The following is a 25,540-nucleotide window of genomic DNA, read 5'->3' as shown; positions in this document are numbered from 1 at the left end:
AACTCAGAAGTGAAACGCCGTAGCGCCGATGGTAGTGTGGGGTCTCCCCATGCGAGAGTAGGGAACTGCCAGGCATCGAATTAAGCGAAGGGCCCTGTCGGAAGACAGGGCCTTTTGTTTTATCTGTAGTCTGTCGGTGAGCACTCTCCTGAGGAGGACAAATCCGCCGGGAGCGGATTTGAACGTTGCGCAGCAACGGCCCGTAGGGTGGCGGGCAGGACGCCCGCCATAAACTGCCAGGCATCAGACAAGTGAAGAAGCCCGTCCGTCTGGACGGGCTTCTTTGCGTGTGTGGTAACTGTAAAAATGTAGGCCTGATAAGCGCAGCGCCATCAGGCAACCGGCACCGCCGGATGCCAGTTTCGCCTTATCCGGCCTGTATGCACTTATCAGGCAGCACCACTACTCACGGATAAATTAAATTCAACAATGGATACGGTTTCCCAAGATCGTCAACCTCCGAACGTCCCGTCACCTTAAATCCCATTTTCTTATAAAATCCAACAGCTTGTGTATTTTGCTCGTTAACATTGGTTGTCAACCCCGGCGCCAGTGTTAACGCATGTTCAACTAATCTCTTACCGATACCCTGACCACGCACGTCTGGATCGACAAACAGCGCATCCATATGTTCGCCGGTAAGCAGCATAAATCCTACCGGCTCATCCTGATCGGTCACGGCAACCCATAGTGGCGCTTCTGGCAGAAAATCGCTCACCAGCTCTTCCAGTTCGGCCCGATAAGCGTTTGACAGAAAATCGTGCGTGGCATCGACTGAGCGACGCCAGATCGCAATCAGTTTTTCCCCTTCCTCATGCCTTGAACGGCGAATGTTAATCATCATCTTCACTCCTTTTTTGCTTACTTCTATTCTAATGCAAATGCTGTCGTGAAACTTTCTCACCTTGAACTTGCAGACTCGACATTCGCCTAATTTCTGAGTATCTTCAGCTATCTGGATGTCTAAACGTTTAAACGTATGTCGTGAGGTTATCAGGTTATGCCGATTCGCGTGCTGGACGAGCTACCCGCCGTCAATTTTTTACGTGAGGAGAATGTCTTCGTCATGACGACTTCTCGCGCATCAGGTCAGGAAATTCGCCCGCTAAAGGTACTTATCCTTAACCTGATGCCGAAGAAGATTGAAACGGAAAATCAGTTTCTGCGCTTGCTATCGAACTCGCCATTGCAGGTCGATATTCAACTACTGCGGATAGATGCCCGCGAGTCGAGGAACACGCCAGCTGAGCACCTGAACAACTTTTACTGTAACTTCGACGATATCTGCGATCAGAACTTTGATGGGCTTATCGTGACCGGAGCGCCGCTGGGTCTGGTGGAATTTAATGACGTGGCTTACTGGCCGCAGATTAGGCAGGTGCTGGAATGGGCGAAAGATCACGTTACTTCGACGCTATTTGTCTGTTGGGCCGTCCAGGCTGCACTCAATATTCTTTATGGTATCCCTAAGCAGACCCGTACAGATAAACTTTCCGGCGTCTATGAACATCACATCCTTCATCCTCATGCTCTGTTGACGCGTGGTTTTGATGATTCGTTTCTGGCGCCACACTCACGCTATGCCGATTTCCCGGCGGCGCTAATACGGGATTATACGGATCTTGAAATTCTGGCCGAAACAGAAGAGGGGGATGCGTACCTGTTTGCCAGCAAAGATAAACGTATTGCGTTTGTCACCGGTCATCCTGAATATGACGCTCATACGTTAGCGGGTGAATATTTTCGTGACGTTGAGGCCGGGTTAAATCCGGAGGTTCCGTACAACTATTTCCCAAAAAACGATCCGCAAAACATACCGCGCGCAACCTGGCGTAGCCACGGTAATTTACTGTTTACTAACTGGCTCAACTATTATGTCTACCAGATTACGCCATATGATCTGCGTCACATGAATCCAACCCTGGATTAATCTTCTGCTTCTGACGATCCTAAAGCGTTTCAGCATGTTGAATCAGGCACCTTCGGGTGCCTTTTTTATTTCCGAAACGCACCTCATCATGTAATTAAATTTAATTTATATTGTTATCAATAGGTTAATGTATAATTAAATTAAAAATGGAAATTGTTTTTGATTTTGAAATTTAATTGAGTAGTCTTAGTTGTGTTGAACGAAAAGCGCACAGTGATCCTTCGTTCGCATTGGGGATGTATCTGGATCAACAACGAGGAGCTGCATGATGAATCCACAGGCAACCACAACTGATGAATTAACCTTTACCAGGCCGCAAGGCGAGCTGGAAAAGCAAGTCCTGACCGCTGAGGCAGTCGAGTTTTTGACGGAGTTAGTCACCCGTTTTACCCCAAAACGCAATAAACTCCTGGCTGCACGTATCCAGCAACAGCAGGATATTGATAACGGTAAGTTGCCTGATTTTATTTCGGAAACCACTTCCATTAGAGAAAGTAATTGGCAGATTCGTGGTATTCCGGCGGATTTACAGGATCGCCGAGTAGAAATTACCGGGCCGGTTGAACGTAAAATGGTGATTAATGCCCTGAACGCAAATGTGAAAGTGTTTATGGCAGATTTTGAAGACTCGCTGGCGCCGGACTGGAATAAAGTTATTGATGGTCAAATCAACCTGCGTGATGCGGTGAACGGCACCATTAGCTATACCAACGAAGCCGGAAAAATCTATCAGCTCAAGCCCGATCCGGCCGTATTGATTTGCCGTGTACGCGGTCTACATCTGCCAGAAAAACATGTTACCTGGCGGGGGGAAGCCATTCCCGGCAGCCTGTTTGATTTTGCTCTGTACTTTTTCCACAACTATAAAGCGCTGCTCGCTAAAGGTAGCGGCCCGTATTTTTACCTGCCGAAAACGCAAGCCTGGCAGGAGGCAGCCTGGTGGAGCGAAGTCTTCAGCTACGCCGAAGACCGCTTTAACCTGCCGCGCGGTACGATCAAAGCGACCCTGTTGATTGAAACGCTGCCGGCTGTTTTCCAGATGGATGAGATTCTTCATGCGCTGCGTGATCATATCGTCGGTCTCAACTGTGGTCGCTGGGATTATATTTTCAGCTATATCAAAACGTTGAAAAATCACCCGGATCGCGTCCTGCCGGACAGGCAGGTGGTAACGATGGACAAACCGTTTCTGAGCGCCTACTCGCGCCTGCTGATCAAAACCTGCCACAAGCGCGGCGCGTTCGCGATGGGCGGTATGGCGGCGTTTATCCCGAGCAAAGATGTTGAACGCAACAATCAGGTCCTTGCCAAAGTGAAAGCGGATAAAGCGCTGGAAGCGAACAACGGCCACGACGGCACGTGGATTGCGCATCCTGGGTTGGCGGATACCGCAATGGCCGTCTTTAACGAGGTACTGGGCGAGCACAAAAATCAGCTGTTCATTACCCGTGATGAAGATGCGCCGATTACCGCCGAGCAGTTACTGGAGCCATGTGAAGGCGAACGCACAGAAGCGGGAATGCGCGCCAATATTCGCGTGGCAGTGCAGTACATTGAAGCGTGGATCTCCGGCAATGGCTGTGTACCGATTTATGGTCTGATGGAGGATGCCGCGACGGCGGAAATCTCACGAACCTCTATCTGGCAGTGGATTCACCATGAGAAAACGCTGAGCAATGGAAAACCCGTAACGAAAGCGCTTTTCCGCGAAATGTTGGCGGAAGAGATGCGGGTAATCCAGGACGAACTGGGCGAGCACCGCTACAGCAGCGGGCGCTTCGACGATGCCGCACGTCTGATGGAGCAAATCACCACCTCAGATGACTTAATCGACTTCCTCACCCTGCCGGGCTATCGCTTACTGGCTTAATTCACCACATAACAATATGGAGCATCTGCACATGAAAACCCGTACTCAACAAATCGAAGAATTACAGAAAGAGTGGACACAACCGCGCTGGGAAGGCATCACCCGCCCGTACAGCGCGGAGGAGGTGGTGAAATTACGCGGCTCGGTTAACCCGGAATGCACGCTGGCGCAGCTCGGCACCGCGAAAATGTGGCGGCTGTTGCACGGTGAAGCGAAAAAAGGCTATATCAACAGCCTTGGCGCGCTGACTGGCGGTCAGGCGTTGCAGCAGGCGAAAGCCGGTATTGAGGCGATTTATCTTTCAGGCTGGCAGGTGGCGGCAGATGCCAACCTTGCATCCAGCATGTATCCGGATCAATCGTTGTACCCGGCAAACTCTGTTCCGGCGGTAGTGGATCGGATCAACAACACTTTCCGTCGTGCAGATCAGATCCAGTGGGCATCCGGTATTGAACCCAACGATCCGCGCTATGTGGATTACTTCCTGCCGATCGTTGCTGATGCGGAAGCCGGTTTTGGCGGCGTTCTGAATGCCTTCGAACTGATGAAATCGATGATTGAAGCCGGTGCAGCGGCCGTTCACTTCGAAGATCAGCTGGCGTCGGTGAAGAAATGCGGCCATATGGGCGGCAAGGTGCTGGTCCCCACGCAGGAGGCGATTCAGAAACTGATTGCTGCGCGTCTGGCCGCTGATGTGATGGGCGTCCCGACGCTGGTGATTGCGCGTACCGATGCGGATGCGGCAGATCTGATCACCTCCGACTGCGATCCCTATGACAGCGGTTTTATTACCGGCGAACGCACCAGCGAAGGTTTTTACCGCACCCATGCGGGCATTGAGCAGGCGATCAGCCGCGGTCTGGCGTATGCCCCGTATGCCGATCTGGTGTGGTGCGAAACCTCTACGCCGGATCTCGAACTGGCGCGTCGTTTTGCCGATGCTATCCACGCGAAGTATCCGGGCAAACTGCTGGCCTATAACTGTTCGCCATCCTTCAACTGGCAGAAGAATCTGGACGACAAGACCATTGCCAGCTTCCAGCAGCAGTTGTCGGACATGGGTTACAAATACCAGTTTATTACCCTGGCGGGCATCCACAGCATGTGGTTCAACATGTTCGACCTGGCGCATGCATACGCTCAGGGCGAGGGCATGAAACACTATGTTGAGAAGGTTCAACAACCCGAGTTCGCCGCGGCGAAAGATGGCTACACCTTTGTTTCCCACCAGCAGGAAGTGGGTACTGGTTACTTCGACAAAGTCACCACCATTATTCAGGGCGGCGCGTCATCCGTTACCGCATTAACGGGTTCCACCGAAGAATCGCAGTTTTGATTGATGCCCGGTGGCGCTGCGCTTACCGGGCCTACAGATAGCGTAGGCCGGATAAGCGAACGCGCCATCCGGCATGACGTGGTGCCGGATGAGGGAAAAAAATGCCGCGTGGCCTGGAATTACTGATTGCTCAAACCATCCTGCAAGGCTTTGACGCGCAGTATGGTCGATTTCTGGAAGTGACTTCCGGCGCGCAGCAGCGTTTTGAACAGGCCGACTGGCACGCCGTTCAACAGGCGATGAAAAGCCGTATCCACCTCTATGATCATCATGTGGGTCTGGTGGTGGAGCAACTGCGCTGTATTACCGATGGCAAAAGTACCGACGCGGATTTCCTTTTACGCGTTAAAGAGCATTACACCCGGCTGTTGCCGGATTACCCGCGCTTCGAGATTGCGGAGAGCTTTTTCAACTCCGTTTATTGCCGGTTATTTGACCACCGCTCGTTAACACCCGAGCGGTTGTTTATTTTCAGTTCGCAACCGGAGCGTCGCTTCCGTACTATCCCGCGCCCGCTGGCCAAAGACTTCTTTCCCGATCACGGTTGGGAGACGCTGTTGATGCGCATACTCAGTGATTTACCGCTGCGTCTGCCCTGGCAGAATAAAAGCCGGGATATCCGCTATATTATCGCGCACCTGACTGAAACACTGGGCGAGGACGCGCTACCTCGCTGCCATGTCCAGGTGGCGAATGAGTTGTTTTACCGTAATAAAGCGGCCTGGCTGGTAGGTAAATTAACCACACCTGACGGTACGCTGCCGTTTTTATTGCCGATTCATCGCACTGATGAGGGTGAACTGTTTGTCGATACCTGCCTGACCACCACGGCAGAAGCGAGCATTGTGTTTGGTTTTGCCCGCTCTTATTTTATGGTGTATGCGCCGCTGCCTGCCGCGCTGGTTGAGTGGTTGCGTGAAATCCTGCCGGGTAAAACCACTGCCGAACTGTATATGGCGATTGGCTGCCAGAAACATGCGAAAACCGAAAGCTACCGCGAATATTTGTGTTATCTGGCTGAAAGCGATGAGAAATTCATTGAGGCGCCTGGTATCCGCGGCATGGTGATGCTGGTGTTTACCCTGCCAGGTTTCGACCGGGTATTTAAAATCATTAAAGACAAATTCGCCCCGCAGAAAGAGATGTCTGCCGCCCATGTGCGTGCCTGTTATCAACTGGTAAAAGAGCATGATCGCGTCGGTCGTATGGCGGATACCCAGGAGTTTGAGAATTTCGTACTGGATAAACGGCAAATTGATCCGGCGCTGATGGCGCTGTTACGGCAAGAAGCGCCAGAGAAGATTACCGATCTTGGGGAACATATCGTCATTCGCCATCTCTATATTGAACGGCGCATGGTGCCGCTCAATATCTGGCTGGAACAGGTAGAAGGCCAGCAGTTGCGCGATGCGATAGAAGAATATGGTAATGCGATTCGCCAGCTTGCCGCCGCTAATATTTTCCCCGGCGATATGTTGTTTAAAAACTTTGGCGTTACCCGTCATGGTCGCGTGGTGTTCTATGACTACGATGAAATTTGCTACATGACGGAAGTGAATTTCCGCGATATTCCGCCAGCGCGTTATCCAGAAGACGAACTGGCCAGCGAACCCTGGTATAGCGTCTCGCCGGGTGATGTTTTCCCGGAGGAGTTTCGTCACTGGCTGTGTGCCGATCCGCGTATCGGGCCATTGTTTGAAGAGATGCATGCCGACCTGTTTCGCGCCGATTACTGGCGCGCGCTACAGACGCGTATTAAAGAAGGGCATGTAGAAGATGTGTATGCCTATCGTCGTCGCCAGCGCTTTAGCGTGCGTTACGGCGCGATCTCAAGTACGGCGAACTCTTCGTAAACCAGTTCCATCTCCGGCGACCAATTACCCTCGCGCTCAAAAAAGGCTCGGTGTGCCGCTTGCCAGTACGCCAGGCTAAGATCGCCTTCGCCTTCCAGTGCGGCGAGATCGGCGCTCATCTCGTTAAAACGGATCAGCCTGAGCGCCAGCGTGCGTATGACGCACACGGCGTCGCCTGTGCCGTTGAGCACAATGTGATATGACCCGGGCGTGACAGGGGGCTGCTCTTTCTGATAGCTAACCAGCGAGCTACAGGTGCCACGCTTTTTACCGGCGACCACTAGCGCCGCCAGCTCGTCGGCCAGCGCCGGCGAATCACCGAAAGACCAACAGAAGGCCTGTGGGTACTTCTCCTGCCAGTATAATTTCAGGCTGCTCATTTCAGCGAGTTCCACCATAGGCCAGCGTCACCTCTTTCGCCGCTTTAATCACCATGGCGCCAAGTTCGGTGACGCGATCGTCAGTAATGCGTGAGCAGGGGCCGGAAATAGAGAGGGCCGCAAACGGTTCGCGGTGTTCGTCATAAATACACGAGGCCACGCAGCGCAGACCGAGCGCATGTTCTTCGTCGTCAAAGGAATAGCCGCGCTTGCGTGTTTGGGCGAGGTCATCTTTCAGATGGATCGGCGACACCAGCGTCGCATGGGTATAAGCGTGCAACCCCTTGCGGTGCAGCAGACTGGTAACCTGTTCCTCACTGAGCTGTGATAAAAACGCCTTGCCCGCGCCAGAGGCGTGCATGGGCAGCTTGCCGCCAATAGGGGCGGACATGCGCATCAGCTGCGTACACTGCACCTGGTCGATAATAATGGCCTGATGGTCGCTCTGGTCGAGTACGGCAAGGTTTACCGTTTCGCCGGAGTCCTCCATCAGCTTGCGCAAAATCGGATGGACAATCGCCAGCAGATTACGGCTCTGTAAGAAGCTGCTGCCGACGATAAACGCGTGTGCGCCTACGGCCCAGTGGCCCAGCTCACCAACCTGGCGGACAAAACCCTGTTGCTGCATGGTGGTGAGTAGACGGTGAGTCGTGGAATTAGGCAAACCCGCCTGTTGCGCCAGTTCGGTCAGCGCCACGCTGCCGTTGGACTCGGCAATCCACTCCAGCAGCTTCAGACCGCGAGTTAAAGACTGAACCTGCCCGGTTACGGGTGCAGTGGTAGCGGCAGGTTTTCTCCCGCGTTTCGCGGGAACAGGGGCAACCATGGCAGACTCCTTTTTCTGTATCGTGGAAATCATTTTCGTTTTATTCAATTATAATGCAAGAGTTCCTGAACTGATCGGATGAGTGACATCACAGGATGCCCGATGGCGCTTCGCTTATCAGGCCTACGCTTTGGGAGCCGCCAAAGTAATTTGTAGGCTGGATAAGGCGCTTGCGCCGCCATCCGACAAAGCGACAGAAGTGGGTGGTAAGCTGAACATGTCTCATGTTGCCCGTTGTTCTCTTTTCCGCCAGCACGCTTTGTGCCAGTATGGCTCGTTACGTGGAGCGTTGTCGGGAGCGAGTGTGAGCAGCAAAGTTGAACAACTGCGTGCGCAGTTAAATGAACGTATTCTGGTGCTGGACGGCGGTATGGGCACCATGATCCAGAGCTATCGTCTACATGAAGAAGATTTCCGCGGGGAGCGCTTTGCCGACTGGCCCTGCGACCTGAAAGGCAACAATGACCTGCTGGTACTCAGCAAGCCGGAGGTGATCGCCGCTATCCACAACGCCTACTTTGAGGCGGGCGCGGATATCATCGAAACCAACACCTTTAACTCGACAACCATTGCGATGGCGGATTACCGGATGGAATCCCTGTCGGCGGCAATTAACTATGCGGCGGCCAAACTGGCGCGCGCCTGCGCCGATGAATGGACGGCGCGAACACCAGAAAAACCACGCTTTGTTGCGGGCGTGCTTGGTCCAACTAACCGCACGGCCTCCATTTCGCCGGACGTCAACGACCCGGCGTTTCGTAATATCACCTTCGATCAGCTGGTGGCGGCCTACCGTGAATCCACTAAAGCGCTGGTGGAAGGTGGCGTAGATCTGATTCTGATTGAGACCGTCTTTGACACCCTGAATGCGAAAGCGGCGGTGTTTGCGGTGAAAGAAGAGTTTGAAGCGCTGGGCGTTGATCTGCCGATCATGATTTCCGGCACCATCACCGACGCCTCTGGTCGTACCCTCTCCGGCCAGACGACCGAAGCCTTTTATAACTCGCTGCGCCACGCCGAGGCGCTCACTTTTGGCCTTAACTGCGCGCTGGGGCCTGATGAACTGCGCCAGTACGTCCAGGAACTGTCGCGGATTGCCGAATGCTACGTCACCGCGCACCCGAACGCCGGCCTGCCGAACGCTTTCGGCGAGTACGACCTCGATGCCGACACCATGGCGAAACAGATTCGCGAATGGGCGGAAGCGGGCTTCCTGAATATTGTTGGCGGCTGCTGCGGCACTACGCCGGAGCATATCGCCGCCATGAGCCGCGCCGTTGTCGGTTTGCCGCCGCGCCAGCTGCCGGAAATCCCGGTGGCCTGCCGTCTGTCTGGCCTGGAGCCGCTGAACATTGGCGACGATAGCCTGTTTGTGAACGTCGGCGAACGTACTAACGTCACCGGCTCGGCCAAATTTAAACGGCTGATCAAAGAAGAGAAATACAGCGAAGCGCTGGATGTCGCCCGTCAGCAGGTCGAAAGCGGCGCGCAGATTATTGATATCAATATGGATGAGGGGATGCTCGACGCCGAAGCGGCGATGGTGCGTTTCCTCAGCCTGATTGCCGGTGAGCCGGATATTGCCCGTGTACCAATCATGATCGACTCCTCCAAATGGGAGGTTATCGAAAAAGGGCTGAAGTGCATTCAGGGTAAAGGCATCGTCAACTCTATTTCGATGAAAGAGGGCGTGGAAGCCTTTATTCATCATGCGAAGTTGCTACGTCGCTACGGCGCGGCAGTGGTGGTGATGGCCTTTGATGAGCAGGGCCAGGCCGACACCCGCGAGCGTAAAATCGAAATTTGCCGCCGCGCTTACAAAATTCTCACCGAAGAGGTGGGCTTCCCGCCGGAAGACATTATCTTCGACCCGAATATCTTCGCCGTGGCGACCGGTATTGAAGAGCACAACAACTACGCGCAGGACTTTATCGGCGCTTGCGAAGACATCAAACGCGAGCTGCCGCACGCGCTGATCTCCGGCGGCGTGTCTAACGTGTCCTTCTCGTTCCGCGGCAACGACCCGGTACGTGAGGCTATCCACGCGGTATTCCTCTACTACGCCATCCGCAACGGCATGGACATGGGCATCGTCAACGCCGGACAGTTGGCTATCTACGACGACCTGCCCGCCGAGCTGCGCGATGCGGTTGAAGATGTCATTCTTAACCGTCGCGATGACGGCACCGAGCGTTTGCTGGATTTGGCGGAGAAATATCGCGGCAGTAAAACCGACGAGGCTGCCAGTGCCCAGCAGGCGGAATGGCGTAGCTGGGACGTGAAAAAGCGCCTCGAATACTCGTTGGTGAAAGGCATTACCGAATTTATCGAACAGGATACTGAAGAAGCCCGCCAGCAGGCCGCCCGCCCGATTGAGGTGATCGAAGGGCCGCTGATGGACGGCATGAACGTGGTCGGCGACCTGTTCGGCGAAGGGAAAATGTTCCTGCCGCAGGTGGTGAAATCCGCTCGCGTGATGAAACAAGCGGTGGCCTACCTGGAGCCGTTTATTGAAGCCAGCAAAGAAAAAGGCTCCAGCAACGGCAAGATGGTGATTGCCACCGTGAAGGGCGATGTGCACGACATTGGCAAGAACATCGTTGGCGTGGTGCTGCAATGCAACAACTACGAAATCGTCGATCTTGGCGTGATGGTGCCAGCGGAGAAAATCCTCAGAACGGCGCGTGAAGTGAATGCCGATCTGATTGGTCTTTCCGGGCTTATCACCCCGTCGCTGGACGAAATGGTCAACGTGGCGAAAGAGATGGAGCGTCAGGGCTTTACTATCCCGCTACTGATCGGCGGCGCAACTACTTCGAAAGCGCATACGGCGGTAAAAATCGAGCAGAACTACAGCGGTCCGACGGTCTACGTGCAGAATGCTTCGCGTACCGTGGGCGTGGTGGCGGCGCTACTCTCCGACACCCAGCGCGATGACTTTGTCGCCCGTACCCGCAAAGAGTACGAAACCGTGCGTATTCAGCACGCCCGCAAAAAACCGCGCACGCCGCCGGTCACGCTGGAAGCGGCGCGCGATAACGATCTGGCGTTCGATTGGGAACGCTACACTCCGCCAGTAGCCCACCGTCTGGGCGTGCAGGAGGTGGAAGCCAGCATCGAAACTTTGCGCAACTACATCGACTGGACGCCGTTCTTTATGACCTGGTCGCTGGCCGGCAAATACCCGCGTATTCTGGAAGATGAAGTGGTGGGCGTTGAGGCGCAGCGCCTGTTTAAAGACGCCAACGACATGCTGGATAAACTGAGCGCGGAGAAACTGTTGAATCCGCGTGGCGTGGTGGGCTTGTTCCCGGCGAACCGTGTGGGTGACGACATCGAAATCTATCGCGACGAAACCCGTACTCATGTTCTGACGGTCAGCCACCACCTGCGCCAGCAGACCGAGAAAGTCGGTTTTGCCAACTACTGTCTGGCGGATTTTGTCGCGCCGAAACTGTCCGGAAAAGCGGACTACATCGGCGCGTTTGCCGTCACCGGCGGTCTTGAAGAAGACGCCCTGGCTGATGCTTACGAAGCGCAACACGACGACTATAACAAGATCATGGTGAAAGCGATTGCCGACCGTCTGGCGGAAGCGTTTGCCGAGTACCTGCATGAGCGTGTACGTAAGGTTTACTGGGGATATGCGCCGAACGAGAGCCTGAGTAACGACGAATTAATCCGCGAAAACTACCAGGGGATTCGCCCGGCGCCGGGTTATCCTGCCTGCCCGGAACATACCGAAAAAGGCACTATCTGGCAGCTACTGGATGTCGAAAAACACACCGGGATGAAGCTCACCGAATCTTTCGCCATGTGGCCTGGCGCGTCGGTCTCCGGCTGGTACTTCAGCCATCCTGAGAGCAAATACTTCGCGGTAGCGCAGATTCAACGCGATCAGGTGACAGATTATGCTTTCCGTAAAGGAATGAGCGTTGAGAACGTTGAGCGGTGGCTGGCGCCGAACCTGGGTTACGATGCGGACTGATTCATAAAATCGTCACTTTTCCTTACAACATACAAGGCACTCATTGGGTGCCTTGTCTCTTTCTTACAATTAAACCCTTATACTGAAGGAAGGCTCTACGCTGAATTTGCCGGATGGCGGCGTAAACGCCTTATCCAGCATACCGTATTACGTATGGTAAGCCCGGTGGCGTGCAACGCCAGCAGGCCTTAACGCTGTGCGCCATCAGGCAATTTATCGCAAGTGAGCTTCAGGAAAACGTATAACGATAAGGAGAACCTGACGCCGTGTTAACTTTGCTCCATCTACTTTCTGCCGTTGCGCTGTTGGTATGGGGAACACATATCGTTCGTACTGGCGTAATGCGCGTGTTTGGCGCGCGTCTACGTACTGTCCTCAGCCGCAGCGTGGAAAAGAAACCGCTCGCCTTTTGTGCGGGTATCGGTGTTACCGCGCTGGTACAAAGCAGTAACGCCACCACTTTATTGGTAACGTCGTTTGTCGCCCAGGATCTTGTCGCCCTGACGCCAGCTCTGGTGATTGTGCTGGGCGCCGATGTGGGTACTGCGCTAATGGCGCGTATTCTCACCTTTGATTTGTCGTGGCTATCGCCGCTGCTGATTTTTATTGGCGTGATTTTCTTTTTGGGACGTAAGCAGTCCCGCGCCGGGCAGCTGGGTCGCGTCGGTATCGGGCTTGGCCTGATTCTACTGGCGCTGGAGCTGATTGTGCAGGCGGTGACGCCGATCACTCAAGCTAATGGCGTGCAGGTCATTTTCGCGTCGCTGACGGGTGACATTATGCTGGATGCGCTGATTGGCGCGATGTTCGCTATTATCAGTTATTCCAGCCTGGCGGCGGTGTTGCTGACGGCGACCCTGACGGCGGCGGGGATTATATCGTTCCCGGTGGCGTTGTGCCTGGTCATCGGCGCCAATCTGGGATCGGGGCTGCTGGCGATGCTCAATAACAGCGCCGCCAATGCTGCCGCGCGTCGCGTAGCGCTCGGCAGCCTATTGTTCAAATTGATCGGCAGCCTGGTCATCCTGCCGTTTGTCCATCCGCTGGCGAATCTGATGGATGAGCTATCGCTACCGAAATCAGAGCTGGTGATCTATTTCCACGTTTTCTATAACCTGGTGCGCTGCCTGGCGATGGTGCCATTTGCCGAGCTGATGGCGCGTTTTTGTAAACGAATTATTCGTGATGAGCCTGAACTGGATACCCATCTGAAGCCGAAACATCTGGATGTCAGCGCGCTGGATACGCCAACGCTGGCGCTGGCTAATGCTGCCCGCGAGGTGCTGCGCATTGGCGATGCGATGGAACAGATGATGGAAGGGCTAAAAAAGGTCATGCACGGCGAGCCGCGTGAAGAGAAAGCGCTGCGCAAGCTGGCGGATGACGTTAACGTGCTCTACACCGCGATTAAGCTTTATCTGGCGCGAATGCCGAAAGACGAGCTGGCAGCGGAGGAGTCCCGCCGGTGGGCGGAGATTATTGAGATGGCCCTGAATCTCGAACAGGCGTCGGATATTATCGAGCGAATGGGCAGCGAGATTGCCGACAAGTCGCTGGCGGCGCGTCGGGCATTTTCAGAAGAAGGATTGAAAGAGCTGGATGCGCTTTACGATCAACTGCTCAGTAATCTGCAACTGGCGATGTCGGTCTTTTTCTCCGGTGATGTCACCAGCGCCCGTCGGTTGCGCCGCAGTAAACATCGCTTCCGTATACTTAATCGCCGATACTCACATGCGCATGTCGACCGCCTGCACCAGCAGAACGTGCAAAGCATTGAAACCAGCTCGCTCCATTTAGGGCTGCTGGGCGATATGAAGCGTCTTAACTCACTGTTCTGTTCGGTCGCCTATAGCGTACTGGAACAGCCGGATCAGGACGAGGAACGGGGCGAGTATTAAGTGAAATGCCGGATGGCGGGGCCTACGGAGAACATGCGCGTAGGCCCGCCATTCGGCATTCAATGTGCCAGGGATTAAAAGCGATGACCCGCTTCCAGCGCCACGGCCTCTTCGCCCGCTTTAAACACCCAGGTAGTATTCGGGCCGCCGAGAACTGCCTGGCCGTTGCTCACCTGAATCCAGTTACCTTCCGGCAAACCAATCACTGTCAGTTCCGGCGCGACCACCAACAGTTCGCGAATACGCTGCTCGCGGGTCTCGCCCTTATGACCTTCCGGCAAGGCGTTAGTGAAGTGAGGATTAATTTGCAGCGGGAACAGATCCAGCGCGTCGAAACCGTTTGGATCGACGATCGGCATATCGTTGGTCGTGCGGATAGTCGGGCAGGCAAGGTTGGCGCCCGCGCTCCAGCCGATATACAGCGCGCCGCGTTTTACCCTGTCCGCCATCGGCGCCAGCAGCCCGCGTTCACGCGATTCTTTCAGTAGCTGAAAGGTATTTCCGCCGCCGACAATAATGATTTCCGCTTTCTCAATCGCCGCAAGCGGATCGGCGACACGATGAATCCCTGTGACGTTTATCCCTAATGGCGCAAGTACCTCTGCGGTTTTATCCGTGTACTCGTCCCATGTTTGCGTGACGCCGGCAAACGGAATAAACACGGCTGAGCGTCGACCGTTCAATTGATTCGCTATCAGCGGCAGAGCGTGTTCCAGCCAGGCTTTGCCCGGCAGCGTCGAGTTACTTAATAAAAGCAGTTCCATTACTTCTCCACCTCATCAGGAAATGTCAAAACGTAATAATGCTACCATTATCCATTTAATGTCTTACTGATATGGCTCATGATGTTACGCGTGTTACAGGCAAAGCGCGGTTGCTAAAAGTGACGCCAGGCCAGATCTGCCATCTGGTATCGCCTGAAAAATTACAGGTATAATCCGCAAAATTATTTAACACGTTTAGAGACGAAAATGGCAAAACTGACCTTACAAGAGCAACTGCTACAAGCGGGATTAGTGACCAGCAAAAAAATGGCCAAAGTCCAGCGCACGGCTAAAAAATCACGCGTTCAGGCTCGTGAGGCCAGAGAAGCGGTGGAAGAAAATAAAAAGGCGCAACTTGAGCGTGATAAACAACTTAGTGAACAGCAAAAACAAGCGGTTTTAGCGAAAGAGTTTAAAGCTCAGGTTAAGCAACTTATTGAAATGAATAGAATCAATGTCTCTAAAGGCGATATTGGTTTTAACTTCACCGATAATAACGTCATCAAAAAAATAGACGTGGATAAGCTCACCCAGACGCAACTGATTAATGGGCGTCTCGCGATTGCGCGTCTGGTTATCAATAACAGCGGTGAATGTGAATATGCGATTATTCCCGCGAGCGTCGCTGATAAAATCGCACAACGAGATGCGGACAGTATTGTCGTAAACAGTGCGCTGAGTCAGGAAGAGCAGGACGAAGATGATCCGTATGCCGATTTTAAAGTTCCTGACGATTTGATGTGGTAAGTCACATTCCCGACGTTTATGTAGAAAAATTTCTCAGAGAGTAAATATGCTGACTGACACATCTACCCGGCTTAATAAATATATCAGTGAAAGCGGCATCTGTTCGCGTCGCGAGGCGGACCGTTTTATCGAACAGGGCAATGTCTTTATCAACGGCAAACGCGCCGCCATTGGCGATCAGGTGGTCGCCGGGGATGTTGTTAAAGTAAATGGTCGGTTGATTGAGCCGCGAGAAGCGGATGATTTAGTGCTGATTGCGCTGAATAAACCGGTTGGCATTGTCAGTACCACTGAAGACGGCGAACGCGACAATATTGTTGATTTTGTGAACTACAGCAAACGTATCTTCCCGATTGGTCGTCTGGATAAAGACTCGCAGGGGCTGATATTTCTGACTAACCACGGCGATCTGGTCAATAAGATTCTACGTGTCGGTAACGATCACGAAAAAGAGTATCTGGTGACGGTGGATAAACCGATTACCGACGAGTTTATTCGCGGTATGGGCGCTGGCGTGCCGATTCTGGGTACCGTCACCAAAAAATGTAAGGTGAAAAAAGAGGCGCCGTTTGTCTTTCGCATCACCCTGGTGCAGGGATTAAACCGTCAGATCCGCCGTATGTGTGAATACTTTGGTTATGAAGTGACGAAACTGGAGCGTACGCGCATTATGAACGTCAGCCTGAGCGGGATTCCGCTGGGCGAGTGGCGCGATCTGACGGACGATGAGCTGATCGATCTGTTTAAATTGATTGAGCGTTCCTCTTCCGAAGCCAAACCAAAGGCCAAAGCGAAGCCGAAGACCACGGGTATTAAGCGACCGGTCGTTGCGATCGAAAAAAGCAATGAGAAAGCGCGCCCGACATCAAGCGGTAAGCGCTTTACCTCGCCGGGACGAAAGAAGAAAGGACGTTAACGTCTGCCGCGCGTCGGCGTATTCGCCGACCAGGAGAATGACGCTTCCGTATCGGGTTTATACGCCTGCTTTTTCTTCAACTGGCGGGCTTTTTTCGCTTCAGCCTCACGCAGCGCCATCAGCTTATCGATGTACTCCTTTTTTACGCTGTTGGTCTCAGAATTGGTCAGTGGACGCCCGTGCGCAATACGGGCGCGGTCCAGCAACGTTTTCAGTTCGCGCTGTTCGCGCTCGGTCATCTCTTTTTGAGTAATGCGGGGGAGTGCCATACGGGTGCCCTCAGTTAGCCGATGCATTTAGAGCCTATCCCATTAGGGCTATTTTACTTGCCATTTTAGACCTGGGCAGTGCTCAAAATCCTCACGTACTACGTGTACGCTCCGGTTTTTGCGCGCTGTCCGTGTCCAAACTGGCTGCGCCAATAACGCCTGGTGGGATAGGCTCTTAGTCTACGGCAATACGCAACGGGCGGATAGCGCTCAGTCAGCAATCCGCAGCTTTCCGGCGAAATCCTGTGGCGTATAACCCGTTGACGTAAATCCTTTATCCGTGATGATGTTATCGATTTCTTTTACGCTTGCGATGCACATCACACCGTCCTGACCAAATTTGGTATGGTCGGCAAGAATCACTGATTTTTTGCTCATCGCAATCATGGCTTTGGCAACGTAGGCTTCTTCAAAGCTCTTCACCAACACGCCATGCTGGGGAGAAATGCCGCCAGCGCCAATAAAACAGATATCCGCGTGAATCGCGTTAATCTGCTGACAAACCGAGACGCCGAGGTTGGCGCGAAAATGGTAATCATATTCGCCGCCTAATACATACACGCGGGCCTGCAGGTTATGCTCTTTAATTTTATCGGCAATCAGGGCTGAATTGGTAATCACGGAAAAAGCGAGAGGCGGTAATTGCTCGGCCAGAATAAGGTTAGTTGTACAGGAATCAATAAACAATGTATCCCGTTCACTGACCATTTCGGCGGCAAGTTTGCCAATCGCTATTTTCTCTTCGCGATGCGCCTCTATTCTTGCGCTAAACGCATCCTCCTGGACAACTTGCTTTTTGACTGCGCCCCCATGAATCTTAGTGATTTTGCCTTCAGACTCCAGTAAGGAGAGATCGCGACGAATGGTTTCCGAGGTGACGTTGAGCATTTCCGATAATTTAATAACGGTGACTTCACCGAATTTGTTTAATTCATCAAGAATATGTTTTCGTCTTTTAATTGGATTCATTATCTTTCGCCGCCGTCAACCTTTGGCGCATGGTAACTGGATGCGTCAGGCAACGCAACCACTCCAATGCATGGACGATACCCTCCTCATCATTCGTGGCAGTCACATAGCCGGCCTGCCGCTTTACTGCATCCGGCGCGTTGCCCATTGCGATGCTGATTCCGGCGGCGGCAAACATGCTGACATCATTCTGCTGATCGCCAATCGCGACCACCTTGTCAGAAGATATATTTAAATAATGAATTAATTGTTCTATTATGCACCCTTTATTTACATCGGATCTTTGAATATCAATATAATTTTCTCCCGTGACAACCGCATAATATCCACAAGGCAGGTGATTATTCACTTCTGTACACAGAGTATCTATCTCCGAAGATGCGGCAACAAGTGTAATTTTATATATATTGCGACGATTAAAGATATTTTCTGCAGTTTCAGTTATAAGCGGTAACTCAAATAAGCGGGCTTCATATGTTGTCCAGGGTGCAATTAGTCTATCGTCACGATGGTGAATTGCTTCGGCGCTAAAAAAGTGGTGGTGATAGCGGGAAAGAGAAATATGTTGGTCAATATTCCATAGATCTGTGGCGGTCAGCGGGGCAGCATGAATAATGCGCGGCCCCGCCATCTCCAGCAGGCGTCCGCAGTTAAAACCGGCGCACCAGCTAAACAACGTATCAACCTGTTGCTGGCGTAGCAGGCGTACCATTGAGGAGACCGGTCTGGCGGAACATGCCGCCAGCAGACCACCGTCCTGGCGGAACGCAATCAGCGCCTGACGCGTGCGCGGGCTGATTGTTTTCTGCGAGGTGAGTAATGTTCCATCCAGATCGGTGATCAACAACATCTCTCGTTCCCTGATATCAATGAACAATAAACGGCGTAACGGCTTCTTTGGCGGCGTTGCACACCATGTTGTCGATAGCCGTACCGACCACCAGAATATTGACCCCGGTATCTTTAAACGCTTTCGCGTTGGCGAGGTTAATCCCGCCTTCCGCCAGCGTCGGAACATCCACCGCGCCGACCAACGCCCGCAGGCGATCTTTAATCATCTGCGGGATATCGCCTGCCGCTACGCCTTCATAGCTCATGCCTGTCATCAGACCAATCATATCCACGCCGATATCCTGCATTCGCTTCGCCACGCTGGCGACCTCTTCCGGCGTGCGTGCAGGAATACCGAAAGTATGCAGATCGTCAGGATGGCCAATGTAGGCATCGACAGTCAGACCATACTGATGGGCGAGATTAACGATGTCCTGCAGATCGTCCCAGTCGGATTTATGCGTATGTAAACCGTCGGCCCCAGCGCGGGCAATCTCCAGAATTTCCGTTTCGCTGAGCGGCACCGGTAAGGTTTCGGTAAAACCGCCGGCGATACCAACGGTGATAAAAATATCGTCCGGGACCACATTACGCACACCGTGTACGGCCTCAGCCATCTGGCTATTGGTGATTTCGTGACGAATCTGCTCCGCCGCGTGCATGTTGTTCACGCCTTTGTGTCCACGCGCCAGCGCCAACGCAGGGTGGTTCGGCTCCAGTAGCTTAACGCCAGCCTCACACACGGCTTTCGCCAGGCGCGCATCGTCGCCGGTTATTCCTGTGCTGAGGATGGTTTGCCCGCCGTGAAGTGTGATGGCTTCTTTCACTTTCTGTAACGCTTTGGCGCGTTTTTTATTCATATCGCCTTTAAACATGGTGTACCTCTGGTGTTGGTGCATTAATTAACGGCTGTCGTTGTTGATTCGCTCTGTACGACAGGTTTGAAACGGTTAGCAATAATGGTGGTAAGGCAGGTCATCGCCATTGTGGCAATCATTACGATGGCCATCTGGAGCGCATTGTTGGATAAGAACGGTGAGGCGAAAGCCGGAACATAGGCCACCCCTTTGACGTTAAAAAAGCCCAGCATCATGCCGCCCATTCCGGCCCAAAAAATGGCGGAGCCAAAAACAATTTTGTTGGCGAACATGAAGGGATAGGCGGATTCAACAAAGGTGCCAAAGCCCAGGTTAATGAGCAGGCCCGGCGTAGCAACGGCAGCTTCGCTTTTTTCACGCGGGGCGATCACATTGGCAAGGTTAATACCTGCGGCCACCATCACCAGACCGACCATATCGACCGCGCCGAGGAAGCTGACGCCGGATTTTTCCATCTCCAGCAGTACCAACGGCAGGATCACCGCGTGATAGACGCCGCCGAGAATGGCAGGCCAGATAACCAGACCAGCCAGCAGCCCGGCAAGAATTGGGCTGAATGCCAGCGTGCTTTCGATAGCCAGTTTGATGTAATTACCCGCAGATAGCGCCAGCGGACTCAGCAGATAGTGCATGATTAACCCAGCGGCAAGGCCCGATATCCCACCGGCGACGATGTTGACGGTAGTCATTGGGAAGCGCCAGTTCAGGCACAGCTCGAACAGCCAACGGACGAAAATCCCCGCCATTACACCGCCGATAATGCCGCCGATAAGACCGCCCTCTACGGAAAGCACGCCAGCGACGACCCCGGCCACAATTGAAACTTCATCCAGTTCGGAAATCTGTTTTGCCGCCAGTACCGCGACTAACACCGGCAGACCTTTTAGTAAGATTTCAAAGATATCGTTAAGTTTTTCCAGTCCTGGTATGTGGCTCAGGGCGAGTACAATCGCCATGGCGATAAAGCCTGGTAGCGCAGGGATCATGATGCTACGAATGTTAAAACGTTTGAGCAGGCTTTTTCCGGAACCGCTCTGCGAGGGCGAAGCGCTACCCAACTGTGGTTTGTACTTGATACCCCAATGTTTACACAGTGACGCCACGAAGGAGACGGCGCGGGTACGGCTGGTGGTGCCGGTTGTTCCGGAGGTCGCGACCACATTCGCCCCCTTTGCCGCCACCAGCGCCATGGAGGTTCCCCCGGTGCCGACAATCGGTGTTTTCATCTCAACGGCGGCGGCAAAAACGGCCTGGTTCGCCTTTACCGGATCGGCGCTCATTACCACGATCCCATCGATCTCACCGCAGCGGATCATCTCAGCGATTTGGCGATCGCTTTCTACTACCGAGGTGTTTACCTCCGAAAGTTTGCCCTGAAATATGCGCTGTGGTTTTTGTTGGTTTTCTGTGGTTAATGCATAAACCGATGCCGGGGTATCGGGTTTGGCGACGTCCATCGAGGCTTCTGCCGCGATAAACTGTACGGCGGCCACATTCACGCCCGCAGCCTCACACTGCTGATAAATCTCCTGGAGTAACTTCTCTGGCTCGGCGCCACCCAGGTTGTAGAGGTTGCCTCCACTGCTTCCAATAATCGCAATTTTTTTCATAGCGGCCTCAAATAGGGTAAGGGGGTTATCTGTGTTGTAGTGCAATCATAATTCCAACCAAAACAAAATAAAGCAACAATGAAAAAGTGGGGTTATACCAAAAGATATCAATTTTTAAATGTAACTCATTAAAATATAATGATTAATTTATGTTTTTGCTTTGTGTTGTTTTGTGTGGTTTTGTGACGAGGTTCAAAATGGGGAGTGCATAAATAGGGGAAAGTTGCCCATGTTGGTGGGACGAGTAGGGTGTTGCGGATTCCTGAGCAGTATTCCGCCGGCAGCGCCTGGCGCGGGAACCGCCGGATGACGTGCCTGCGTCGTCATCCGGCAGCGTATTGCCTGATAGCGCTCACCCGCTGTCGTGTCAGGGCGATTATTCAAATAAGTTCTGATGTAGCTTTTGCACCACTTTCTCGGCATCGTCTCCCGGCACGAGGAAGCACAGATTGTGGCTGGAGGCGCCGTAACAAATCATGCGAATGTTGAACGGTTCCAGGACGCCAAACACTTCTTTACCAACGCCGCAGGCTTTTGACAGGTTGTTGCCAATCAGCGCGACCAGCGCCAGTCCTTCTTCGACTTCTACCCGACACAGCGCGGAAAGCTCCATCAATAAGGATTGGGTCAGTAACGTATCGCCCGTGGAGGTGGAGCCGGTAGTATCCAGCGTCAGCGCGACGCTCACCTCCGAAGTGGTAATCAGATCTACCGAAATATTATGCCGCGCCAGAATGCCGAACACCTCAGCCAGGAAACCTCGCGAGTGCAGCATATTCAGGCTGTGCAGCGTCAATAGCGTTTGATTGCGGCGCAGCGCCAGCGCGCGGAACAGCGGCGGGTTTTGGGTTTTATTGCACACCAGCGTACCGCCCGCTTGCGGATCTTTACTGGAGCCAACGAAGACCGGGATATCGCTGCGCACGGCCGGGAGTAAGGTGGCTGGATGCAGTACTTTTGCGCCGAAGGTTGCCATCTCCGCCGCTTCTTCAAAGTCGATTTCATCAATTCGCTGCGCGACGGGCACCACGCGCGGGTCGGTGGTGTAAATACCGGGCACATCTGTCCAGATATCAACCCGCGCGGCGTGGAGCGCTTCAGCCAGCAACGCTGCCGTATAGTCGCTGCCGCCGCGGCCTAACGTCGTGGTGCGGCCTTTGCTTTCACTGCCGATAAAGCCCTGAGTAATGACCAAAGTTTCGTTCAGGCGCGGGAGCAACTGCTGCGCGGCCAGTTCCGCAAGCGCTGCGACGTCCGGTTCCGCACGACCAAAGCGATCGCTGGTACGCATCACTTTGCGCACGTCGAACCAGTGGGCCTGTACGTCGCGTTCACGCAGGATCTCAACAAATAGCAGGGTAGACATCAGCTCGCCGTGGCTGACCAGTTCATCGGTCAGGGCTGCCGATGTCGCCAGCGATGCCGCCTCCGCCAGAATAGTGATGTTTTCCAGCAGGCGTTCAATCTCTTCGCGAATGACATTCGGATGACGCAGACGATCAAGGATATCGAACTGGATTTTACGGATGGCGTCGAGCGTAGCGAAACGTTCGCCAGGCTCCATCCCTTCGGCCAGCGCCACCAGCAGATTAGTGATGCCGGCAGACGCGGAAAGCACGACTAAACGAACATTGGCGTCGGAAAGTACGATATCCGCGCTACGGTTCATGGCGTCAAAATCAGCGACGCTGGTACCGCCAAATTTGGAAACAACGATCTCTGTCATATCAACCTCGTGTCAGGAAATGAAAAACGCGACCATGGCACAAGGGCAGAACAGAAACCGGTGCAGGCGCAAATGCAAGTAACGTATTTATAAATAAAAGTTGTGGCCTGGACTGTCAACGTTGGGATTATGCGGATTTTTTATGCTGAGTTTAGGCTCAGTAACAGCGCTTATAACCCCGATACCCGTTTGTAGTATGTTGGCTTATCTATGCGCCCGGCGACTCACCCACTTGCTGCCTTTCTGCACCTCGAATTATTTAGGGTATATACTTTTTATCCTCATTCGACAGTGCCTGGGGCAACGGCACTAAAACAATCACACTTTTCTGTGACTGGCGTTACAATCGATCCCAGTCACAATTCTCAAATCAGAAGAGTATTGCTAATGAAAAACATCAATCCAACGCAGACTTCTGCCTGGCAGGCGCTCCAGAAACACTACGATGAAATGAAAGACGTTACGATCGCTGAGCTTTTCGCGAACGATAGCGACCGTTTCGCTAAATTTTCCGCGACGTTTGACGATCTGATGCTGGTGGACTTCTCCAAAAACCGCATCACCGAAGAGACGCTGGCAAAATTACAGGATCTGGCGAAAGAGACCGATCTGGCCGGCGCGATTAAATCCATGTTCTCCGGCGAGAAGATCAACCGCACCGAAGACCGCGCCGTGCTGCACGTGGCGCTGCGTAACCGTAGCAATACGCCGATCATCGTGGACGGCAAAGATGTGATGCCGGAAGTGAACGCCGTGCTTGAGAAAATGAAAACTTTCTCGCAAGCGATTATCTCCGGTCAGTGGAAAGGCTACACCGGTAAGGCCATCACCGACGTGGTGAACATCGGTATCGGCGGTTCCGACCTCGGCCCGTTCATGGTGACGGAAGCGCTGCGTCCGTATAAAAATCATCTGACTATGCACTTCGTCTCTAACGTTGATGGTACCCACATCGCTGAAGTGCTGAAAAAAGTGAACCCGGAAACCACGCTGTTCCTGGTGGCGTCGAAAACCTTCACCACGCAGGAAACCATGACCAACGCCCACAGCGCGCGCGACTGGTTCCTGAAAAGTGCAGGCGATGAAAAACACGTGGCGAAACACTTTGCTGCGCTCTCCACTAACGCCAAAGCGGTCGGCGAATTTGGTATCGACACGGCCAATATGTTCGAGTTCTGGGACTGGGTCGGCGGTCGTTACTCGCTGTGGTCTGCCATCGGGCTGTCCATTATTCTGTCCGTCGGTTTCGACAACTTTGTCGAGCTGCTTTCCGGCGCGCACGCGATGGACAAGCATTTCTCCACCACTCCGGCGGAGAAAAACCTACCCATTCTGCTGGCGTTGATTGGCATCTGGTACAACAATTTCTTCGGCGCGGAAACCGAAGCCATTCTGCCGTACGACCAGTATATGCACCGTTTCGCCGCCTACTTCCAGCAGGGCAACATGGAATCCAACGGTAAATACGTTGACCGTAACGGCAACGCCGTGGATTACCAGACAGGCCCAATTATCTGGGGCGAACCAGGCACCAACGGTCAGCACGCGTTTTATCAATTGATTCACCAGGGTACTAAAATGGTGCCGTGTGATTTTATCGCCCCGGCTATCACCCATAACCCGCTATCCGATCATCATCAGAAGCTGCTGTCTAACTTCTTCGCGCAGACCGAAGCGCTGGCGTTTGGTAAATCCCGCGAGGTGGTTGAGCAGGAATATCGCGATCAGGGTAAAGATCCGGCGCAGCTTGAACACGTTGTGCCATTCAAAGTGTTTGAAGGCAACCGCCCGACCAACTCTATCCTGCTGCGCGAAATTACGCCATTCAGCCTGGGCGCGCTGATTGCGCTGTATGAGCATAAAATCTTTACGCAGGGCGCCATCCTGAACATCTTTACTTTCGACCAGTGGGGCGTTGAGTTGGGTAAACAGTTGGCTAACCGTATTCTGCCGGAGCTGGGCGATGATAAAGCTATTTCGTCCCATGATAGCTCTACCAACGGTCTGATTAACCGTTATAAAGCCTGGCGCGCCTGATGGCGCTGCGCTTATCCGGTCTACGTAATGCATAGCGTCTGTAGGCCGGATAAGGCGTTTCCCCGCCATCCAGCAAAAAGAGAATAAGATAATAAAAAAGCCGATATTCACATCGGCTTTTTTTATAAGATAATTCCGCTTGTCCGTCTTTATCCCCACAATTTTATATTGAGCTTAATCCTAAAATAAGCAATAACCAGAAAATCACTCTGCGTTACTTTCAGATTATACGGATGCCGATGTCTTTTATTTTAATTTTAACTTATTGATTTTATTTGTTTGTTAATTAAACAATGTAGGCGTTACTTCTTTAAAGTTTAATTATCCTAAAACCTCGCTGTTATTTCTCCCGGACATAATCCGCCTGCTTTGGTTGTGTATACTCGGTAGCGCCCGAAATTCTTTTGGGTAAATCTCCATTCATTCAATGAAGGGAAATTATGATGAAAAAAGTACTGTATGGCATTTTTGCCATAACCGCGCTTGCGGCGACATCTGTCTCGGCAGCCCCCGTTCAGGTGGGTGAAGCGGCAGGGTCGGCAGCGACGTCGGTATCGGCGGGAAGTTCCTCCGCCACCAGCGTTAGCACCGTAAGTTCGGCGGTGGGCGTCGCGTTAGCGGCAACCGGCGGCGGCGATGGTTCCAATACCGGAACCACGACCACCACGACCACCAGTACCCAGTAGTATCGGTACGTTTAACCATAACCACA

General features: G+C 53.0%; 21 protein-coding genes. 11 read left to right on the top strand and 10 right to left on the bottom strand.

The window, feature by feature from the left end:
• Positions 1–406 precede the first annotated feature (406 nt).
• The gene (locus ACLJRE_RS16850) at positions 407–844 is read right to left on the bottom strand and encodes an acetyltransferase (protein ID WP_000973248.1); all 438 of its coding nucleotides are present in this window, start codon (positions 842–844) and stop codon (positions 407–409) included.
• A gap of 156 nt (positions 845–1,000) precedes the next feature.
• Between ACLJRE_RS16850 and metA the strand changes: the two genes are divergently transcribed.
• The 4 genes from metA (at position 1,001) to aceK (ending at position 6,989) form a co-directional block, all read left to right on the top strand.
• On the top strand, positions 1,001–1,930 hold the full coding sequence (gene metA, locus ACLJRE_RS16845) for a homoserine O-succinyltransferase MetA (RefSeq protein ID WP_001122767.1): 930 nt from the start codon (positions 1,001–1,003) through the stop codon (positions 1,928–1,930).
• 268 nt (positions 1,931–2,198) lie between these two features.
• Positions 2,199–3,800, top strand: a complete 1,602-nt coding sequence (gene aceB, locus ACLJRE_RS16840; protein WP_001069371.1) for a malate synthase A — start codon at positions 2,199–2,201, stop codon at positions 3,798–3,800.
• A gap of 31 nt (positions 3,801–3,831) precedes the next feature.
• Positions 3,832–5,136 carry an isocitrate lyase gene (gene aceA / locus ACLJRE_RS16835; RefSeq protein WP_410957472.1) on the top strand — a complete coding sequence of 435 codons (1,305 nt, stop codon included), beginning with the start codon at positions 3,832–3,834 and terminating at the stop codon, positions 5,134–5,136.
• 101 nt (positions 5,137–5,237) lie between these two features.
• Positions 5,238–6,989 carry a bifunctional isocitrate dehydrogenase kinase/phosphatase gene (gene aceK, locus ACLJRE_RS16830; RefSeq protein WP_001137275.1) on the top strand — a complete coding sequence of 584 codons (1,752 nt, stop codon included), beginning with the start codon at positions 5,238–5,240 and terminating at the stop codon, positions 6,987–6,989.
• Here the strand turns inward: aceK and ACLJRE_RS16825 are convergent.
• Positions 6,953–7,360, bottom strand: a complete 408-nt coding sequence (locus ACLJRE_RS16825) for an ASCH domain-containing protein (RefSeq protein ID WP_010989091.1) — start codon at positions 7,358–7,360, stop codon at positions 6,953–6,955. The genes aceK and ACLJRE_RS16825 overlap by 37 nt on opposite strands.
• 10 nt (positions 7,361–7,370) lie before the next feature.
• Positions 7,371–8,195 carry a glyoxylate bypass operon transcriptional repressor IclR gene (gene iclR, locus ACLJRE_RS16820; RefSeq protein ID WP_000226430.1) on the bottom strand — a complete coding sequence of 275 codons (825 nt, stop codon included), beginning with the start codon at positions 8,193–8,195 and terminating at the stop codon, positions 7,371–7,373.
• Positions 8,196–8,499: 304 nt separating this feature from the next.
• On the opposite strand from iclR, the gene metH reads away from it, so the two are divergent.
• Positions 8,500–12,183, top strand: a complete 3,684-nt coding sequence (gene metH, locus ACLJRE_RS16815; RefSeq protein ID WP_023212857.1) for a methionine synthase — start codon at positions 8,500–8,502, stop codon at positions 12,181–12,183.
• Positions 12,184–12,449: 266 nt separating this feature from the next.
• Positions 12,450–14,081, top strand: a complete 1,632-nt coding sequence (locus ACLJRE_RS16810; RefSeq protein ID WP_000956811.1) for a Na/Pi cotransporter family protein — start codon at positions 12,450–12,452, stop codon at positions 14,079–14,081.
• A 74-nt stretch (positions 14,082–14,155) separates the two neighbouring features.
• Here the strand turns inward: ACLJRE_RS16810 and pepE are convergent, their stop codons facing one another.
• Entirely contained in the window at positions 14,156–14,845 is a 690-nt protein-coding gene (gene pepE / locus ACLJRE_RS16805) for a dipeptidase PepE (RefSeq protein WP_000421776.1), read from the bottom strand.
• Between the two features lie 71 nt (positions 14,846–14,916).
• Here pepE and ACLJRE_RS16800 point away from each other — a divergent pair, with 71 nt between their 5' ends.
• From ACLJRE_RS16800 to rluF, 3 genes are read left to right on the top strand one after another with little or no spacing between them, the layout of a single operon-like run.
• Positions 14,917–15,018: a hypothetical protein gene (locus ACLJRE_RS16800; RefSeq protein WP_031603453.1), complete on the top strand. Its 102-nt coding sequence runs from the start codon at positions 14,917–14,919 to the stop codon at positions 15,016–15,018.
• A gap of 34 nt (positions 15,019–15,052) precedes the next feature.
• Positions 15,053–15,592, top strand: coding sequence for a DUF2058 domain-containing protein (locus ACLJRE_RS16795; RefSeq protein WP_001096724.1), 540 nt, complete (start codon positions 15,053–15,055; stop codon positions 15,590–15,592).
• Positions 15,593–15,638: 46 nt separating this feature from the next.
• Positions 15,639–16,508: a 23S rRNA pseudouridine(2604) synthase RluF gene (gene rluF, locus ACLJRE_RS16790; protein WP_023212856.1), complete on the top strand. Its 870-nt coding sequence runs from the start codon at positions 15,639–15,641 to the stop codon at positions 16,506–16,508.
• Here rluF and ACLJRE_RS16785 read toward each other — a convergent pair.
• From ACLJRE_RS16785 to lysC, 6 genes are all read right to left on the bottom strand, one after another.
• Positions 16,505–16,777, bottom strand: coding sequence for a DUF3811 domain-containing protein (locus ACLJRE_RS16785; protein WP_001207628.1), 273 nt, complete (start codon positions 16,775–16,777; stop codon positions 16,505–16,507). The genes rluF and ACLJRE_RS16785 overlap by 4 nt on opposite strands.
• 210 nt (positions 16,778–16,987) lie before the next feature.
• A complete protein-coding gene (locus ACLJRE_RS16780) occupies positions 16,988–17,746 on the bottom strand; it encodes a DeoR/GlpR family DNA-binding transcription regulator (protein WP_001068171.1) in 759 nt (252 codons plus the stop codon).
• Positions 17,733–18,596 carry a Cof-type HAD-IIB family hydrolase gene (locus ACLJRE_RS16775; protein ID WP_000924644.1) on the bottom strand — a complete coding sequence of 288 codons (864 nt, stop codon included), beginning with the start codon at positions 18,594–18,596 and terminating at the stop codon, positions 17,733–17,735. The genes ACLJRE_RS16780 and ACLJRE_RS16775 overlap by 14 nt, the downstream gene beginning before the upstream one ends.
• Before the next feature lie 16 nt (positions 18,597–18,612).
• On the bottom strand, positions 18,613–19,452 hold the full coding sequence (locus ACLJRE_RS16770; protein WP_000472329.1) for a hypothetical protein: 840 nt from the start codon (positions 19,450–19,452) through the stop codon (positions 18,613–18,615).
• 23 nt (positions 19,453–19,475) lie between these two features.
• Positions 19,476–21,065: a PTS sugar transporter gene (locus tag ACLJRE_RS16765; RefSeq protein ID WP_000716846.1), complete on the bottom strand. Its 1,590-nt coding sequence runs from the start codon at positions 21,063–21,065 to the stop codon at positions 19,476–19,478.
• Between the two features lie 376 nt (positions 21,066–21,441).
• Positions 21,442–22,791, bottom strand: coding sequence for a lysine-sensitive aspartokinase 3 (gene lysC, locus ACLJRE_RS16760; protein ID WP_000136392.1), 1,350 nt, complete (start codon positions 22,789–22,791; stop codon positions 21,442–21,444).
• 387 nt (positions 22,792–23,178) lie between these two features.
• Here lysC and pgi point away from each other — a divergent pair, with 387 nt between their 5' ends.
• Together pgi and yjbE are read left to right on the top strand one after the other, a co-directional pair.
• On the top strand, positions 23,179–24,828 hold the full coding sequence (gene pgi / locus ACLJRE_RS16755) for a glucose-6-phosphate isomerase (RefSeq protein ID WP_000790032.1): 1,650 nt from the start codon (positions 23,179–23,181) through the stop codon (positions 24,826–24,828).
• A gap of 443 nt (positions 24,829–25,271) precedes the next feature.
• The gene (gene yjbE, locus ACLJRE_RS16750; protein ID WP_001541297.1) at positions 25,272–25,514 is read left to right on the top strand and encodes an exopolysaccharide production protein YjbE; all 243 of its coding nucleotides are present in this window, start codon (positions 25,272–25,274) and stop codon (positions 25,512–25,514) included.
• Positions 25,515–25,540: the final 26 nt, after the last annotated feature.

This window comes from Salmonella sp. SAL04157, from assembly GCF_046551635.1.
GTDB classification, from domain to species: Bacteria; Pseudomonadota; Gammaproteobacteria; order Enterobacterales; family Enterobacteriaceae; genus Salmonella; species Salmonella enterica.
This window is presented reverse-complemented; position numbering and strand designations above follow the sequence as displayed.